Origin of the sequence: Blautia sp. An46 (assembly GCF_002161645.1) — a bacterium.
Classification (GTDB): domain Bacteria; phylum Bacillota; class Clostridia; order Lachnospirales; family Lachnospiraceae; genus Blautia; species Blautia ornithocaccae.
Window position 1 is genome coordinate 75,366 of sequence record NZ_NFIF01000010.1, and the last position, 16,420, is coordinate 91,785.

General features: G+C 44.4%; 19 protein-coding genes. 17 read left to right on the forward strand and 2 right to left on the reverse strand.

What is annotated here, in order from left to right; all coding sequences use genetic code 11:
• Window position 1 precedes the first annotated feature (1 nt).
• From B5G00_RS09830 to B5G00_RS09870, 9 genes are all read left to right on the forward strand, one after another.
• Window positions 2–736, forward strand: a complete 735-nt coding sequence (locus B5G00_RS09830) for a pseudouridine synthase (protein WP_087272167.1) — start codon at window positions 2–4, stop codon at window positions 734–736.
• Window positions 705–1,370, forward strand: coding sequence for an HAD family hydrolase (locus tag B5G00_RS09835; RefSeq protein WP_087272170.1), 666 nt, complete (start codon window positions 705–707; stop codon window positions 1,368–1,370). Before B5G00_RS09830 ends, B5G00_RS09835 begins: the two co-directional genes overlap by 32 nt.
• Complete coding sequence (locus B5G00_RS09840) at window positions 1,367–3,292, forward strand: YgiQ family radical SAM protein (RefSeq protein WP_087272173.1); 1,926 nt, start codon at window positions 1,367–1,369, stop codon at window positions 3,290–3,292. The genes B5G00_RS09835 and B5G00_RS09840 overlap by 4 nt, the downstream gene beginning before the upstream one ends.
• A gap of 9 nt (window positions 3,293–3,301) precedes the next feature.
• Window positions 3,302–4,075: an SDR family NAD(P)-dependent oxidoreductase gene (locus B5G00_RS09845; RefSeq protein ID WP_330396342.1), complete on the forward strand. Its 774-nt coding sequence runs from the start codon at window positions 3,302–3,304 to the stop codon at window positions 4,073–4,075.
• Entirely contained in the window at window positions 4,072–4,692 is a 621-nt protein-coding gene (locus B5G00_RS09850) for a hypothetical protein (RefSeq protein ID WP_087272175.1), read from the forward strand. Before B5G00_RS09845 ends, B5G00_RS09850 begins: the two co-directional genes overlap by 4 nt.
• Window positions 4,693–4,700: 8 nt before the next feature.
• Window positions 4,701–5,708: an RluA family pseudouridine synthase gene (locus tag B5G00_RS09855; protein WP_087272178.1), complete on the forward strand. Its 1,008-nt coding sequence runs from the start codon at window positions 4,701–4,703 to the stop codon at window positions 5,706–5,708.
• Window positions 5,705–6,232, forward strand: coding sequence for a signal peptidase I (gene lepB, locus B5G00_RS09860; protein ID WP_087272181.1), 528 nt, complete (start codon window positions 5,705–5,707; stop codon window positions 6,230–6,232). The genes B5G00_RS09855 and lepB overlap by 4 nt, the downstream gene beginning before the upstream one ends.
• A 12-nt stretch (window positions 6,233–6,244) precedes the next feature.
• The gene (locus B5G00_RS09865) at window positions 6,245–6,778 is read left to right on the forward strand and encodes a Holliday junction resolvase RecU (protein WP_087272183.1); all 534 of its coding nucleotides are present in this window, start codon (window positions 6,245–6,247) and stop codon (window positions 6,776–6,778) included.
• A 211-nt stretch (window positions 6,779–6,989) separates the two neighbouring features.
• Window positions 6,990–7,724 (forward strand): AAA family ATPase, encoded by a 735-nt coding sequence (locus B5G00_RS09870; RefSeq protein ID WP_162613501.1) that lies wholly within the window; start codon window positions 6,990–6,992, stop codon window positions 7,722–7,724.
• Here B5G00_RS09870 and B5G00_RS09875 read toward each other — a convergent pair.
• Window positions 7,688–8,719 (reverse strand): helix-turn-helix domain-containing protein, encoded by a 1,032-nt coding sequence (locus tag B5G00_RS09875; protein WP_087272189.1) that lies wholly within the window; start codon window positions 8,717–8,719, stop codon window positions 7,688–7,690. The genes B5G00_RS09870 and B5G00_RS09875 overlap by 37 nt on opposite strands.
• Before the next feature lie 14 nt (window positions 8,720–8,733).
• Window positions 8,734–9,108: an ArsR/SmtB family transcription factor gene (locus B5G00_RS09880; RefSeq protein WP_087272193.1), complete on the reverse strand. Its 375-nt coding sequence runs from the start codon at window positions 9,106–9,108 to the stop codon at window positions 8,734–8,736.
• Window positions 9,109–9,287: 179 nt separating this feature from the next.
• Here B5G00_RS09880 and B5G00_RS09885 point away from each other — a divergent pair, with 179 nt between their 5' ends.
• From B5G00_RS09885 to B5G00_RS09920, 8 genes are all read left to right on the forward strand, one after another.
• Window positions 9,288–9,506 (forward strand): cation transporter, encoded by a 219-nt coding sequence (locus B5G00_RS09885; RefSeq protein ID WP_087272196.1) that lies wholly within the window; start codon window positions 9,288–9,290, stop codon window positions 9,504–9,506.
• 21 nt (window positions 9,507–9,527) lie between these two features.
• Window positions 9,528–11,411, forward strand: a complete 1,884-nt coding sequence (locus B5G00_RS09890) for a heavy metal translocating P-type ATPase (RefSeq protein WP_087272199.1) — start codon at window positions 9,528–9,530, stop codon at window positions 11,409–11,411.
• Between the two features lie 221 nt (window positions 11,412–11,632).
• Window positions 11,633–12,019 carry a hypothetical protein gene (locus B5G00_RS09895; RefSeq protein ID WP_087272201.1) on the forward strand — a complete coding sequence of 129 codons (387 nt, stop codon included), beginning with the start codon at window positions 11,633–11,635 and terminating at the stop codon, window positions 12,017–12,019.
• Between the two features lie 31 nt (window positions 12,020–12,050).
• Window positions 12,051–12,995 (forward strand): L-lactate dehydrogenase, encoded by a 945-nt coding sequence (locus tag B5G00_RS09900; RefSeq protein ID WP_087272204.1) that lies wholly within the window; start codon window positions 12,051–12,053, stop codon window positions 12,993–12,995.
• Window positions 12,996–13,015: 20 nt separating this feature from the next.
• Window positions 13,016–14,188 carry an NAD(P)-dependent malic enzyme gene (locus B5G00_RS09905; RefSeq protein WP_087272206.1) on the forward strand — a complete coding sequence of 391 codons (1,173 nt, stop codon included), beginning with the start codon at window positions 13,016–13,018 and terminating at the stop codon, window positions 14,186–14,188.
• A 233-nt stretch (window positions 14,189–14,421) separates the two neighbouring features.
• Complete coding sequence (locus B5G00_RS09910) at window positions 14,422–15,249, forward strand: alkaline phosphatase family protein (RefSeq protein ID WP_087272209.1); 828 nt, start codon at window positions 14,422–14,424, stop codon at window positions 15,247–15,249.
• A 27-nt stretch (window positions 15,250–15,276) separates the two neighbouring features.
• On the forward strand, window positions 15,277–15,876 hold the full coding sequence (locus tag B5G00_RS09915; protein ID WP_087272211.1) for a ribonuclease H1 domain-containing protein: 600 nt from the start codon (window positions 15,277–15,279) through the stop codon (window positions 15,874–15,876).
• A 19-nt stretch (window positions 15,877–15,895) separates the two neighbouring features.
• The gene (locus tag B5G00_RS09920) at window positions 15,896–16,192 is read left to right on the forward strand and encodes an HPr family phosphocarrier protein (RefSeq protein WP_087272363.1); all 297 of its coding nucleotides are present in this window, start codon (window positions 15,896–15,898) and stop codon (window positions 16,190–16,192) included.
• Window positions 16,193–16,420: the final 228 nt, after the last annotated feature.

The following is a 16,420-nucleotide window of genomic DNA, read 5'->3' on the forward strand; positions in this document are numbered from 1 at the left end:
AATGATGAGACTGGACAAATTTCTGGCGGATATGGGTCTGGGAACAAGAAGTGAAGTGAAAAAGGATATTAGAAAAGGTCTGATCCTGGTAAACGGAACCCCAATAAGAACCCCGGAGTATAAGATCGATATCCAGAAAGATCAGGTGACGGCAAAAGGCCAGCCGGTATCTTATGCAAAGCAGGAGTATTATATGCTGAATAAGCCTGGAGGAGTGGTATCTGCCACAGAGGACAAGCGAGAAAAGACAGTGCTGGATCTGATACAGGAGAAAAAGCGAAAAGACCTTTTTCCTGTGGGGCGGCTGGACAAGGATACGGAAGGGCTGCTGCTTATTACCAACGACGGCCCTTTAGCCCATGAACTGCTGTCTCCAAAGAAACATGTGGACAAGACTTATTTTGTGAAAGCCGGGAAACCGTTGTCTGATGAAGATGTCAGAATGCTGGAGACAGGAGTAGATATCGGGGAAGAAAAGCAGACTCTGCCTGGAAAGGTATCCCGATTATCTCCGGAGAGGACAAGCTTTTGTCTCACTATCAGAGAGGGGAAATTTCATCAGATAAAGAGAATGCTCCAGGCGGTAGACAATGAAGTGCTGTATTTAAAAAGGCTGTCTATGGGCAGCCTGGTTCTGGACGAGGGACTGGATCCAGGAGAGTACAGACCTTTGACCCAGGAGGAAATTGAGAGGTTAAAAGAACATGCTGGAAAACAAAAAAGCAGTGATATTTGATTTAGACGGAACCCTGGTAGACTCTATGTGGATGTGGAAGGAGATTGATCTGGAGTTCCTTTCAAAAAAAGGGGTGGTGATTCCGGAGGATATCCAGAAATTTCAGGACGAGCTGGAAGGCATGGGATTTACGGAGACAGCCTGTTTCTTTAAAGAGAGGTTTCACCTTGCCGATTCTATTGAGGAGATCAAGAACACCTGGATTCTCATGGCAGAGGATAAATACTGCAATCAGGTACCTTTAAAGCCGGGGGCCGGTGAATTTTTAGAAGCATTGAAAAAAAGAGACTTTCAGATTGGGATCAGCTCCAGCAACAGCCAGGAACTGATTCGGACAGTCTTAAAGGCTCATAAGATAGAAGATTGTTTCAACTGTATTACTACCTGCTGTCAGGTGCCGGCGGGCAAGCCTGCACCGGATGTATATCTGGAGACTGCCAGAGGTCTTGGGATTTCTCCGGCTGACTGTCTGGTATTTGAAGACGTTCCTATGGGAATCCTGGCAGGAAAACGGGCTGGCATGAAGGTCTGCGCCGTAGAAGACGATTTCAGCAAGGGACAGGAAAAACAAAAACGAGAGCTGGCAGACTGGTATATCCAGGACTATTATGAGGTTCTCAGGGAGTGCCTATGAGCGGAAAATTTCTGCCGGTGACAAGGGAAGAGATGGAGGAGAGAGGAATCCTCCAGCCGGATTTTGTCTATATTTTAGGAGACGCCTATGTGGATCATCCTTCCTTTGGCGCGGCGATTATTACAAGATTATTAGAGAGCCGGGGATACTCGGTAGGTATTATTTCTCAGCCTGACTGGAAAAAGAAGGAGAGTATTGCCCTCTTCGGGGAGCCCAGACTGGCCTTTCTGGTTTCAGCGGGAAATATGGATTCTATGGTAAATCATTATACGGTTTCCAGAAAACACAGAAAGACCGACGCTTATTCTCCCGGAGGGGAAATGGGGCTTCGGCCAGACCGGGCGGTGACAGTATACAGCAATCTGATTCGCCAGACCTATAAGAATACTCCTATAATCCTGGGAGGGATCGAAGCCTCTCTCAGAAGAATGGCCCATTACGATTACTGGGCAGATGCTATGAAACATTCGGTCCTGCTGGATTCCGGAGCAGATATGATCTCCTATGGAATGGGCGAGAGGAGTATCCTGAAGATTGCCGAAGCTCTGGATATGGGAATCCCCGTAGAACATATTACCAATATTCCGGGAACGGTGTACAGGACCAAGGAGCCGCCTAAGAAGGGAATCCTTCTTCCCTCTTATGAGGAAGTTTCCGGAGATAAAAGGGCTTATGCCAAAAGCTTTAAGATACAGTATGAGAATACAGACCCTTTTACGGGTAATGTGCTGATGGAATCTTATGGCGGCAAAGGCTATATTGTGCAGAATCCGCCTTCCAAGCCACTGAGTCAGAAGGAGATGGACGAAGTATACGGCCTGCCCTATGCGGGGACCTATCACCCTATGTACGAGAAAAAGGGAAAAATTCCGGCTATCGAAGAGATCCGGTTCAGCATTACCAGCAACCGGGGCTGCTTCGGGGGCTGTAATTTCTGCGCCCTGGCCTTTCATCAGGGAAGGATTGTCCAGACCAGAAGTCAGGAATCTATTTTGGAAGAGGCAGAGAAATTTACCAGAGAGCCGGATTTTAAGGGCTATATCCATGATGTGGGAGGGCCTACGGCAGATTTCCGTCACCCTTCCTGCAAGAAGCAGATGACAAAGGGAATCTGTACAAATCGACAGTGCCTTTTTCCAAAACCATGTAAAAATCTGGAGGCAGATCATAAGGACTATCTGGAACTCCTTAGGAAGCTTCGTAAGCTGCCAGGAGTAAAGAAGGTCTTTATCCGCTCAGGAATCCGCTTTGACTATGTGAACCAGGATCCTTCGCCGGAATTTCTGGACGAACTGGTACGCTACCATGTAAGCGGACAGCTTCGGGTGGCTCCCGAGCATGTTTCAGACCAGGTTCTGTATTACATGGGCAAACCAGAGCATCAGGTATATGAGGAGTTTATCAGGAGATTTTATAAGGCTAATGAGAAATATGGAATGAAGCAGTACGCAGTGCCCTATCTTATGTCCTCTCATCCCGGCTGTACCATGAAAGAGGCGGTAAAGCTGGCAGAGTATGTAAGGGATATGGGCTTTATGCCGGAGCAGGTCCAGGATTTTTATCCTACCCCGTCGACCATGTCCACCTGTATGTATTACACAGGTATAGATCCCCGGACAGGAGAAAAGGTCTATGTGCCCAGAGATTCCAGGGAGAAAGCCATGCAGAGAGCCCTTCTTCAATATCGGAAACCAGAGAATTATGAGCTGGTCCGGGAGGCCCTGGAAAGAGCAGGAAGAACCGATCTTATTGGATTTGGTGGAAAATCCCTGATACGGCCCAGAAAGGGCGAAAAGGCTGGACTGACCGGAGGAAAAAGGACAGAAAAGACTGGACAGCATCTTCAGGGGAGAGAAAAGGCCGGAAAATCGGGAAAGAAAAAGACTATTCGGAATGTACACAGAAAAAAGACAAAAGGGTAAGGTTGTGGTATGATGAAAATAGCGGTTGTCACAGGCGCTTCTTCCGGTATGGGAAGAGAGTTTGTGGGGCAGATCGCAGAAAAATATCCCTGGCTGGATGAAATCTGGGCCATTGCCAGAAGGGCCGGGGAGCTGGAAAAATTAAAAGAGGAAATACAGGAAGTCTCAGTGCGTCCTCTGCCTCTGGATATTTCCAGGGAAGAAGACCGGGAGAAGCTGAAAAAGCTTTTGAAGAAAGAGAACCCCAAAATCCTGCTTCTGGTAAATGCCGCAGGAATGGGAATACAGAAAGAATTCGCTGGGATTTCGCCTCAGGAGGCTGTTTCTATGACAGAGCTGAATTGTTCTGCCCTTACCGGGATTACCGGTATCTGTCTGCCTTACTGCAAAGATGGGAGCAGGATTTTTATGCTTGCCAGCGCTGGGGCTTTTGTCCCTCAGCCGGGATTTGCCGTATATGCGGCCTCAAAGGCTTATGTGGTCAGCTTTTCCAGGGCTCTGAACCGGGAGCTGAAACCGCGGAGGATTCAGGTCACCGCAGTGTGCCCCGGCCCTGTGGATACCCCATTTCTGGAAAAAATGGGAGGGAAAGACCAGATGCCCGGCTATAAGAAACCCTTTATTGCCAGGCCCGGAGCCGTTGTGAAGAAGGCTTTAAGAGATGGAGCCAGGGGGAGGGAACTGTCGGTTCCAGGAGTTTTTATAAAGGCTCTGGAAGCTGGCTGCAAAATCCTTCCCCACAGTTTGATACTGAGATTTATGGAGGGAAAGTCAGATTCATGAGTAAGACGACAAAGAAAAAAATCCGGAAAGGAGATTTCGGATATATCAAGACACAGCAGAAAAAAAGAATCCTATATACAGTCCTGGCTTTTATTGCCCCTCTTCTGGTGTTTTTTACGGGACTGTACATTAACAGGACCAGGAATACAGTTTTTACAGTGGTAGCTGTGGTTGCCTGTCTTCCGGCCTGCAAATTTGCAGTGGATATGATCATGATGTTTCTTCAGAAACCTATGGCGGAAGAGGACTACAAGGAGATTGAAAAACACAGGCATGGGCTTACATGTGCTTATGAGCTGGTAATCTCAGCCTATGAGAAACAGTCTTTTGTAGATTCTTTAGCGGTCTGCGGCAATAATGTGGTAGGATATACAAGCAGAGAGAAAACAGATACGGCTTTTGTAGAGAAACATATCCAGGATATGCTCCGGCAGAACGGCTTTTATGTGACAGTAAAGATTTTCCGGCGGCTTCCCGATTATACGGCCCGTCTGGAATCTATGTGGGAGCACAGAGAGGCACTGGAAAAAGATATTAAGTATCGTCCAGATCCGGCAACTCCTGATATGACCAGGAGTGAGAAGATCATGGCTGTGCTTTATGCGATTTCTCTCTAGGAGGAGTTATGGAACAGATTACAGTAAAAGAGGGAGACAGCGGACAGCGGCTGGATAAATATCTGGGGAAATATTTAAAAGAAGCGCCCAAAAGTTTTCTCTACAAAATGATGAGGAAAAAGAACATCACCCTGAATGGAAAAAAGGCTCAGGGAAATGAAATCCTGAAAGAAAAGGATGAAATCCGGCTGTTTCTGGCTGCTGAAACCATAGAAAAATTCCGGGGCGCCGGGAAAGAGGAAGGGGTTCATGGCCTTTTGGATATTCCTTATGAGGATGCCCAGGTACTCTTTGTCAATAAACCGGCAGGAATGCTTTCTCAGAAGGCTGCCAGAGAAGATGTTTCTCTGGTAGAATATCTTACAGGTTATCTTCAGGAAAAAGAAAAGGCAGGGGAGGAAAGAGGAGATACTTTCCGTCCTGGCATCTGCAACCGGCTGGACCGGAATACCAGCGGCCTGGTGGCGGCAGGAAAGACGGTGAAGGGGCTTCAGGCTCTGTCAGAGGCCTTCCGGGAAAGGACTATGCATAAATATTACCTGGCTCTGGTAAGGGGGAGAATTGCAAAGCCTGCCTATATTAAAGGATATCTGAAAAAGGATGAGAAGAAAAATCAGGTAAGGATAACAGAAAAGGAAATAAAGGGAAGCCTTCCCATAGAAACCAGGTATAAGCCCCTGGAGATTTCTCAGGGAGGAGATACCCTTCTGATGGTAGAACTTTTAACCGGACGTTCTCATCAGATACGGAGTCACCTGGCATCTATAGGACATCCGGTTATCGGAGACCGAAAATATGGGGAGAAAAAGAGTAATGACAGGTATGAGAGAAAATACGGTGTGAAAAGCCAGCTCCTCCATGCATGGAAGCTTCAGTTTCCCTGGGAAGAGGGAACACTGAAAGGTCTGTCAGAACGAACAGTTACGGCCCAGCCGCCGGACTTATTTCAGAAAGTCCTGGAAGGGGAAGGATTTGATGAAAAGATATACAGAGAAAATAAGGGAGAAGAATCATGAAGAAAACATCTATCGCAAAAGAACTGTGGGAATATGTAAAGATGATCATCTTTGTGGTGGTTTTTGTGCTGGTAGTAAATAATTTTCTGATCATTAATGCAAAGATTCCTTCTGAATCTATGGAAAATACTATTATGACCGGGGATCGTATATTCGGCAACCGGCTGGCTTATCTTCTGGGAGGTCCGGAGAGATATGATATTGTTATTTTCCGGTATCCTGATGATGAAAGTCAGCTTTTCATTAAGAGAGTTATCGGTCTTCCCGGAGAGACTGTGGAGATCATAGATGGGAAGGTGTACATAGACGGCTCAGAGACGCCTTTGGATGACAGCTTTACCCCGGAGACCCCTACGGGAAATTACGGACCATATACAGTTCCGGAAGGCTGCTACTTTATGCTGGGAGACAACAGGAATAATTCCAGGGATTCCCGTTTCTGGCAGAACCCTTATGTAGAAGAAGATAAGATTCTGGGAAAAGCCGTGCTGAGATATTTCCCAGGTATTAAATTCCTGGAGTAAGGAGGCGAACAGATGGCAACCTGGAACTCCAGAGGCCTGAGGGGCTCAACACTGGAAGAATTTATCAACCATACCTGTGAACTATACAGAGAGAAAAATCTGGCTCTCATACAGAAAGTGCCTACACCTATTACGCCAGTACAGATTGACCAGAAAAGCAGGCACATTACCCTGGCCTATTTTGAAAAAAAAAGTACAGTAGACTATATTGGGGCTGTTCAGGGGATTCCGGTATGCTTTGATGCAAAGGAATGCTCTACAGACACATTTCCCCTTCAGAATATCCATGAGCATCAGGTGGCATTTATGAGAGACTTTGAAAGGCAGCAGGGAGTAGCTTTTCTAATCTTATATTTTTCTCACAGAGATGAGGTTTATTATTTGACTTTCCGCCAGATGTACCGCTTCTGGCAGCGGGGAATCCAGAGGGGGCCAAAACATTTTAAATACCAGGAGCTGGAACCTCAGTGGTTTCTGGAGAGGAAAGGAAATGTTCTGGTACCTTTCCTGGATGGGATACAGAGAGACCTGGAATACAGAGTATAGCAACCTTTGGGTAAATACTGCGAAACGAAAAGGAACTTCTTCAGAGGCTCCTTTTTTTGTATACTAAAATTAATACTGGGATAAAAGACTATGCTTTCCGGTAATTTTCAGATATTCTGAGCAGGCATTAGACGGGTTTTTATTCCGCTGTTATACTATGTGTAAAAATAAGAAACAGGAGACAAAAGCTCTGAGACAGGGAGGGAAAAGATTGGAAAACCATTTAGATATTGTACACCAGGTACTTGAACAGGTGAACCAGGTGATTTTAGGAAAAAGGGAGGAAATCCGGGAGGTTATGCTGGCTTTCCTGGCAAAGGGACATGTGCTTCTGGAAGATATTCCCGGGGTGGGAAAGACAACCCTGGCAGTAGCTTTTTCCCGGACAATGCTCCTGGATTACAAAAGAGTCCAGTACACAGGATGGAACCTTTCTGTACCAAGTCTGCAGACACAGAGCAGAGAGGAGACCAGAGATACCCAGAACAGACAGAGCCCTGGAATATTTTTTGAAGTGGACAAAAGGACAGTATGGAAAGGAATCCTTACCGGAGCAGGAGGAATAGGAATTCTGTGTCTGATTTTCTACAGGCGCTGGAAAAGGCGGGATCAGTGGATACAGAAAGGAGGCATGGGACGTCTTTTTGACCAGCTTCTTTTTGAGCTGCATTTTTCCGGAAGAATGAAAGAATATCAGGGATGGGAAAAAGACTTTGCCTATAGACTTTCAGAAGAAATACCGGCGGTTACTTTGGAAGAAACAGAGCAGCTTCTCCGGGGAGCAAGAGAGGAAGCCTTTGGAGAGCCTGGAAAACAAAAAAAAGAAAGCTTTCAGGCAGCCTGGAGAAGCTGCCTGAAGGTAAGAGTTCATTTATTATCCAGGATGAAAAGACCAGTAAAACTGCTTTATTATATACGGGTTTCTTTCCGATGGTTTTCACCTTGATACTGTTTCCGGTAATCTGTGGGAAGAATCCCTGTTACACTTTTAAAGGCATTTGTAAACTTACTAGGACTTTCATATCCCACAGAAAGGGCAATGGAGGAGATGCTTTCCTGGGAACAGCGGAGCATGGCGGCTGCCTGCTGGATACGATATTCTTTCATGTATGAGGCAATGGGAAGTCCGTAGACAGACTTAAAAATGCTCTTCAGGGCAGAGCTGTTGATCAGATACTTTTTTGAAAGCTCCTCTATGGTGAACCTTTTCGTGAGATTTTGGGTGAGAAGACTGTGGACAGAACGGATAATCTCTACCTGATCTGAGTAATACGGGTCTGCAGCTTTTCCCTGAGAAGGATCTTCCATATAAAGAAACAGGAGAAGTTCCTGGCACTTTAATTTCAAATAAGGAAATTTCATCTCCTGAGGCAGATGGTAGAGTTCGGAAAAAATATGTTCTACTCTTTTGTTAGCCGGAAAAGAAAAAATTTCCTGGGAGGTACAGAACTTATGAAACAGCAGGCCCTCTGGAAGTTCTGTCTCATTAAGAGGAGAGGGAAGAGATGTTTTCAGAACATCTAAATCTATGGAAACTGTAATGCCTTCATAGTACCCTAAAGGAAATGTAATCTCTGTCCTGGATTCTTTACAGGCATCTCTGCAGTGAACAGCCAGATCTCCCTTTCCTACATAGAGGCTTTGGCCGTTTTCCATATTCCAGCCAATCCGCCCCAGATTGCAGTGATCAATCTTCAAAACAGAAGGCTTATGGCTGTGATGAAAGGCAAACTTATGGCCAAGACACCAGGCAAAGGTAATGCCCATTCCCGGATACAGATCATAATGCTCGAGAAGCAGTTTGGTATCCTTAAAATCCCCAAGAGGGAAGAGTTTTTCCTGTACGGTTTTTGCAGGATAGGAATAAATTCTGAGCAGGCACTGGCCGGCATCCAGATCTTTTAGTCTTTCTTTCAGCTGACAAGATAATTCTTTTTCCATAAGACAAGACTCCTTCAGATTTTTTCTGTCCTTTCAGGACAGGTGATCTTGCCAAGGGTTTCTATGGTGTGATGGAGAACTTGGGCCAGTTCAGTGTCTGCTGTACGGTAATACATTTCTTTTCCTTCCCGGCGGCTTACGATCAGGCCGCTGCTTTTTAACAGCTTCAGATGATGAGAGACTGCAGGGCTGCTCATGTTGACAAGAGCAGCAATGTTCAGCACACATTCTTCGCAGTGGCACAGGAGCCAGAATATCCTCAGACGGCTTGGATCTCCCAGTTGTTTCATAGCTTCAGAGACTCCTGCAATTTCCTCTTCCGTAGGCATGTGTTCTGCAACTTTCTTTTCATTATACCCATGATCATGGGGTAAAATCTGATTTTTCATAGACGATTCCTCACAAGTATAGTTGTAAATTGTTCCATTTGGAAATAGTTTTAGCCCGAATAGAAAAAGGGCTCTTTTTTCTCTTGACTTATTATACAATCAGAAGTAAAGTATAGTCAACAATTAAAAGATTGTTTAATTAAATAAATGATTAAACAAATAGAGAGGAGAAAAGAAAAATGAAAAAAACTTACAAAATCGATGTTGACTGTGCCAACTGTGCAAATAAGATGGAAGATGCTGCAAAGAAAACTGCCGGTGTGAAAAACGCCGTTGTAAATTTTATGACTTTAAAGATGCAGGTGGAATTTGAAGAAGGCCATGAGCCAAAAGCAGTTATGCAGGAAGTTCTGAAAAACTGCAAAAAAGTAGAAGACGACTGTGAAATCTTTTTATAAAGAGAGAAAGAGAGTGGCCCTATGAATAAGAAACAGAAAAAAATGCTGATCCGGATTCTGGCGGCGGCTGCTTTGATGATAGGCCTGAGCTTTCTTCCTGTGGAGGGAGGGCTCAGGTTCCTTCTTTACCTGATTCCTTATTTTATCATTGGATATGATATCCTTCGGAAAGCTTTCAAAGGAATCAAAAACAGGCAGCCTTTTGATGAATCTTTACTCATGTCTATCGCCACCATTGGCGCTATTGCCATAGCTGTCTGCGATGACGGAGACTATACAGAGGCTATTGCGGTAATGCTGTTTTATCAGATCGGAGAATGGTTTCAGAGCTATGCGGTGGGAAAGAGCAGAAGAAGTATCAGCGAGTTGATGGATATCCGTCCGGATTATGCGAATATAGAGATAAACGGAAAGCTGGAACAGGCAGACCCGGATGAGGTAGAAGTTGGCTCAGTAATCCTGGTACAGCCGGGAGAAAAGGTTCCTATCGACGGAATTATCCTGGAAGGCAGTTCCACATTGAATACCAGCGCTCTTACTGGAGAAAGCCTTCCAAGAGAGACTGGACCGGGAGATGAGATTATCAGCGGTTGTATTAATATGACAGGAGTGCTGAAAATACGAACTACCAGAGAATTCGGGGAGTCAACAGTTTCTAAGATCCTGGATCTGGTGGAAAATGCCAGTTCCAGAAAATCTAAATCCGAAGACTTTATTACAAAATTTGCAAGAGTTTATACCCCGGCGGTTGTTTACTGTGCCATTGCTCTTGGAGTCCTTCCGCCTCTGGTGCGGATGATCGGTATGGGACTGAGCCCTGACTGGGGAACCTGGATATACCGGGCGTTGACCTTTCTGGTGATCAGCTGTCCCTGTGCGCTGGTAATCAGTATACCTTTAAGCTTTTTTGCAGGTATCGGAGGGGCCAGCAAAGAGGGGGTTCTTGTAAAAGGTTCCAATTATCTGGAGAGTCTTTCACAGACAAAGTATTTGGTGTTCGATAAAACAGGAACCCTTACTCAGGGAGTTTTTGAGGTAAACGGCGTCCACCATGCAGCTATGGAAGAGGAGAAACTTCTGGAGTATGCGGCGCTGGCGGAAAGCGCTTCCTCTCATCCTATCAGCAAAAGCCTTCAGAAAGCATACGGGAAAGAAATTAACCGCTCCAGAGTACGGGATATCCGGGAAATCAGCGGAGAAGGCGTTACGGCTGTAGTAGACGGGGTGCCTGTAGCGGCAGGAAATGAAAAACTGATGAAGAGGCTGGGAGTTGAGTCTGTTCCTTGTCACCATACAGGAACTATTATTCATATGGCAGTAGATGAAAAATACGCAGGCCATATCGTCATCTCCGATATTGTAAAGCCGCATTCAAAAGAAGCAGTTGCAGCCCTAAAAAGGGCAGGCGTAGAAGAAATTGTTATGCTTACAGGAGATGACCATCGGGTGGCAGAAAGTGTAGGGGCTTCTCTGGACATCGACAGAATATATGCAGAGCTTCTTCCGGGAGATAAAGTGGAAAAAGTCGAAGAACTTCTGGGGGAAAAGAAAGGAAAAGGCAAAGTTGCTTTTGTAGGAGATGGGATCAATGATGCCCCGGTGCTTTCCAGAGCTGATATCGGAATTGCCATGGGAGCTATGGGTTCAGACGCTGCCATTGAGGCGGCAGATGTGGTTCTCATGGACGATGATCCTCTAAAGATAGCTAAGGCCATTAAAATTTCCAGAAAATGTTTGAAGATTGTCTATGAAAATATTTGGTTTGCCATTGGAATTAAAATTATCTGTCTATTCCTGGGGGCTGTGGGAATCGCTAATATGTGGCTGGCCATATTTGCAGACGTAGGAGTCATGATTTTGGCTGTGCTCAACGCCATACGGGCATTATTTGTTAAAAAATTGTAAATCTGGTGAACAACTTCTTTTATAAAAAAGGACCGATTTTCCATACAATAGGTTTTTGTATGGAAAATCGGTCCTTTTTCAGGTGAAATGGGAAATTTTACTTGTATTTTTTTCTGTACAAAGAAATTGACATCTCTATATGTTTATGATAGACTTGTTAAAAAAGTGAATTTTTTAACAAATTGTAAAAACAGTGAAATACTCTAGAGGTATAATTCTTTATGAAAAATCATAAACGGATACTGTTATCCTTAGTATTTATGCTCTTATTTGTTCAAAGCACTCTGCATTTCAGCGGTTCACAACTGTTACTAGGGGACCCGGAAGGAAAGAAAACTGTCTGTTCTTCTCAGGAAAGAAAGAAGATCCCTTCTGTGACGGTTCCAATGTCTGCAAAAGATACACGAGCGCTGTGGACCAGAGAAAAACAAGTAAGCATACACCTTACGGATTTCTCTCAGTGTACTTCTTATACAGAAGAATGCCCGGAAGAAAAAAGTTACAGATGGAGAGATGAATCTTATCTGGAAAGGCAGGAGAAACAGAAACTGCCAGATGGTCTGCGGGCGCCGCCCGAGACAAATCATGTAACACTAAAGGCAATATAAACAATATTACAAGCAAATAAGGAGTGCAGTGATGAACAATTCAGGAAAAACTAAAATTGTAGTTGTAGGAGCCGGAAATGTAGGAGAAGCTATCGCCTATACTCTCATGGTAAGAGAGCAGGCTACAGAAGTAGTAATGGTTGATTTAAATGAAGCCAGGGCAAAAGGCGCAGCTCTGGATGTTTTTCATGGTGCAGGATTCCACTGTCCAGTAAGAGTAAAACAGGGCGGATATGAGGAATGCGCCGATGCAGATATTATTATTGTGACTGCGGGTATTGCAAGAAAGCCTGGACAGACTCGGCTGGAACTGGCGAAGACCAATGTCTCTATTATTAAGAGTGTTACGGAAAGCATTATGAAATATGCAGAGAACCCGCTGATCATTGTAGTATCCAATCCGGCAGATATCCTGACCATGGAAGTACAGAAGGTTTCGGGACTTCCTTCTCATAGGGTTATTGGAAGCGGAACATCTCTGGATACAGCCAGATTCAGATGCAACATCAGCGAGCCCCTGAATGCCGATGTGGAAGACATTCAGGCATACATCTTAGGCGAGCATGGAGACAGCCAGGTGCCTGTATGGAGTTCTGCTACAATTGCAGGTCTTCCTTTAGATGAATATTTAAAACAGACTGGAAAGGAACTTGACAGAGCTGAGATTTCAGAACATACTAAGACTGGCGGTGCAGAGGTTATCGAATTAAAAGGCGCTACCTTCTACGGCGTTGCAATGGCGGTTTCCGCTATTGTGGAAAGTATCCTGAAAGACAGCGGAGCCATCCTTCCAGCTGCCCATGTACTGGATGACAGTTTTGATAATTGGTCTGGAATTGCATTTTCTCTGCCATGCCGCATAGGAGGACAGGGAATACAGGGCGTTTTAAGAGTTCCTATGAATGAGGAAGAGAAGGCCGCAATGGATAACTCAGCCAAAATCTTAAAAGATTTCTGGGCGCAGGTAAATGAATAAAATATAAAGGAGAGAAAAAAATGGACAAGAGAGAATTTGCATTAAAGCAGCATGAAGAATGGGCTGGAAAAATTGAAGTAATCAGCAGAGCGAAGATTGAAACACCGGAAGATCTTTCTGTTGCTTACACACCAGGAGTTGCAGAGCCTTGTGTGGAGATTTCAAAAGATGTAGACCTGTCATATAAATATACACGCCGGGGAAACATGGTAGCGGTTGTTACAGACGGAACAGCTGTATTAGGTCTTGGGGATATCGGACCAGAAGCAGGAATGCCTGTTATGGAAGGGAAATGCGCATTATTTAAAACTTTTGCAGATGTGGATGCTTTTCCTCTGTGCGTACGTTCTAAAGATGTAGACGACATCGTAAAGACTGTAAGTCTTCTGGCAGGAAGCTTTGGCGGTGTAAACCTGGAAGATATTTCCGCTCCCAGATGCTTTGAAATTGAGAGAAAATTAAAAGAGTGCTGTGATATTCCGATTTTCCATGATGACCAGCATGGAACAGCAGTTGTTACAGCCGCTGCTCTGATCAATGCCTTAAAACTGGTAGGAAAGAACCTGGATGATATTAAAGTAGTTACTTCAGGAGCAGGAGCTGCAGGTATTGCCATCATCAAACTGTTAGTAAGCCTGGGTCTGAAGAACGTGGTTATGTGTGACCGTCACGGAGCAATTTATAAAGGCCGTGAAAACCTGAATAAAGAAAAAGAAGAAATGGCAGAAATCTGCAATCAGAATATGGAGAAGGGAACTCTGGCAGAAGTACTGAAAGGCGCCGATGTATTTATTGGCGTTTCCGCGCCTGGTACAGTTACTGAGGAAATGGTACAGAATATGGCAGAAAAACCAATCCTTTTCCCAATGGCAAACCCAGTTCCGGAAATCATGCCAGACCTGGCTAAAAAAGCAGGCGCTGCTGTTGTAGGAACAGGAAGAAGCGATTTCCCGAACCAGATCAACAACGTACTGGCATTCCCAGGTATCTTCAGAGGTGCTCTGGATGTGCGTGCGAAAGATATCAATGATGAGATGAAGGTAGCAGCAGCATATGCTATTGCTGGATTGGTAGAAGAAGACAAGCTGTCTCCAGACTACATCATTCCAAATGCATTTGACAAACGTGTGGCTAAAGCCGTAGCGGAGGCAGTAGCCGAAGCAGCTCGCAAGACAGGCGTAGCAAGAATTTAATTTTATAATTTGTTAGTTGTGAACCAGGTTAATGTTTGAAACCTAAACAAGTAAAAATAAAAAAGACATTTCGTATCGAAGAGGATACGGAATGTCTTTTTTGCTAAGAAATTTTCTTTTTTATATTTTTCCTAAAAAAAGAATGATAAATGTTCGGGTATGTGTTAGAATACAAATGATGAATGTGTTTTTTTTAACATGCTTTTGTAATGCGGAGGGGGGGAAACAGAGAAATGGATCATGAACATGGAATCGGTCAGACAGCAGCTACTGTTCTACGGCTTCTGAATGTGACTCCCGGCCCCAAGATGGCGAAACCTCATGATAAAGTTCTGGATATGGCGGAACAGATATTGACCGGAGAGGGCAGGAGGCGGGCATTTTTTTATAACCCTGACGCAATCGGAATGTGGATTTACAGAAAATACCAGAAAAAGTTTGCAGGATTGGAGAATCGGGTGCAGCTTCGTATGAAAATCCATACAGCATATCCTCCGGTTACGCCGGTATGCTTTGGAAGTATGTATACGGGACTTCCGCCAAAAGAACATGGGATTACAAAATATAGAAAGCCGGTCCTTCTGGTAGACACGGTATTTGACTATCTTGTGAGAGCAGGAAAAAAAGCAGCTATCATCTCTACAGAAGGAGACAGTATTTCTCGGATATTTCTGGGGAGAGATATTGATTATTTTATTTATCCTACCGTAGAGGAATGTAATGAGAAAGCGCTGGATCTGATAGAACGTGACAAATATGATTTTATGGTCCTGTATAACGGCAATTATGACTATATGATGCACCGGTTCGGACCGGAAGGGAGCCGGGCCCTGGAAGCTCTGGATCAAAATATAGAGACATTTCTGAATATTTATGACAGGATAAAAGAATATTGGAAAGATCATCCTACGGTTCTGGCTTTTGCACCGGATCACGGGTGTCATAAAAAGCTGATGTTTATGGGGAGTCATGGAATCCAGATACCTCAAGATATGGAGACTATACATTTTTACAGTTTTATAAATTCAACAGACCAGTGCACCATACCGCAGCAAAAATAGGCAGGGTATGCTGGGAAAGGGAACTAAATGGCAAAGAAGTTTTATGCAGTAAAGAAAGGCAGAAATACGGGAATTTTTACTACATGGGAGGAATGTAAAGCCAGTGTGAGCAGATATTCCGGCGCCCAGTATAAAAGCTTTCCCACATTGGAAGAAGCCAGAGAGTATCTGGAGGGAAGCCAGGGGCCTTCGCCGGGAGGTTCAGACCAGGAGGAGGATAGTTGTACAGCCTATGTGGACGGCAGTTTTGATCAGGAAAAAAATGCGTATTCATACGGCTGTATCATTTTATACCGGGGAGAACGGACAGAAATGAGTCAGGCTTTCCAGGGGGGAGAGGACATTTCCATGAGGAATGTAGCGGGGGAACTGGAAGGAGCCATGGCCGCTATGAAGTTTTGTGAAGAGAGGAAGATAAAGGTTCTTCATCTCTACTATGACTATCAGGGAATCGAATCCTGGGCTGTGGGAGACTGGAAAAGGAACCGGCCCGGAACCATCCGATACAAAAGTTTTTATGATGGCTTGAAAAATGTGAAGGTAGTATTTCATAAAGTAAAAGGGCACAGCGGCGTGGAACTAAACGAGGCGGTAGACCGTCTTGCCAAGGCTGCTTTGGGAATTTAAAAAGGGAGAGAATAAGATTATGGTCAGTAAAAAAGTAAAAATCATAAATCCGTCCGGTCTTCATTTGAGAACGGCAACGGTATTGTCAAACAGCGTTCTGAAATATGACGCAAAGCTGCAGTTTGCATATGAAAAGAACAATTTTAAAGGAGTTGTAAATCTGAAGAGTATCCTGAATATTGTGGCAGCAGGGGTGATCCAGGGACAGGAAATAGTGATTACCAGTGAAGGCCCTGAGGAAAGGGAGGCATTGGCAGCGGCTGTGGCGGCTATTGAAAATGGCCTGGGAGAGATGGATAAAAACAAAAATTTATGAAGATATGGAGCTGAAGTTCTTCTTATGTCAAAGAAAAACTACAGCTCCATTTTTTTCTTTGAACGGCTGACATTATAGTATACTGTCTAAGAATCGGCAGTAAAGGTTGAAAACCAGATGAAATAAAATGAATGATTGTGAATGGATATATGGGATTAAATGATTGTTTGTGAAAGATTGCTAAAAACAGATTTGAAATATTGTGAATTAATATGATTGAAAATGAAT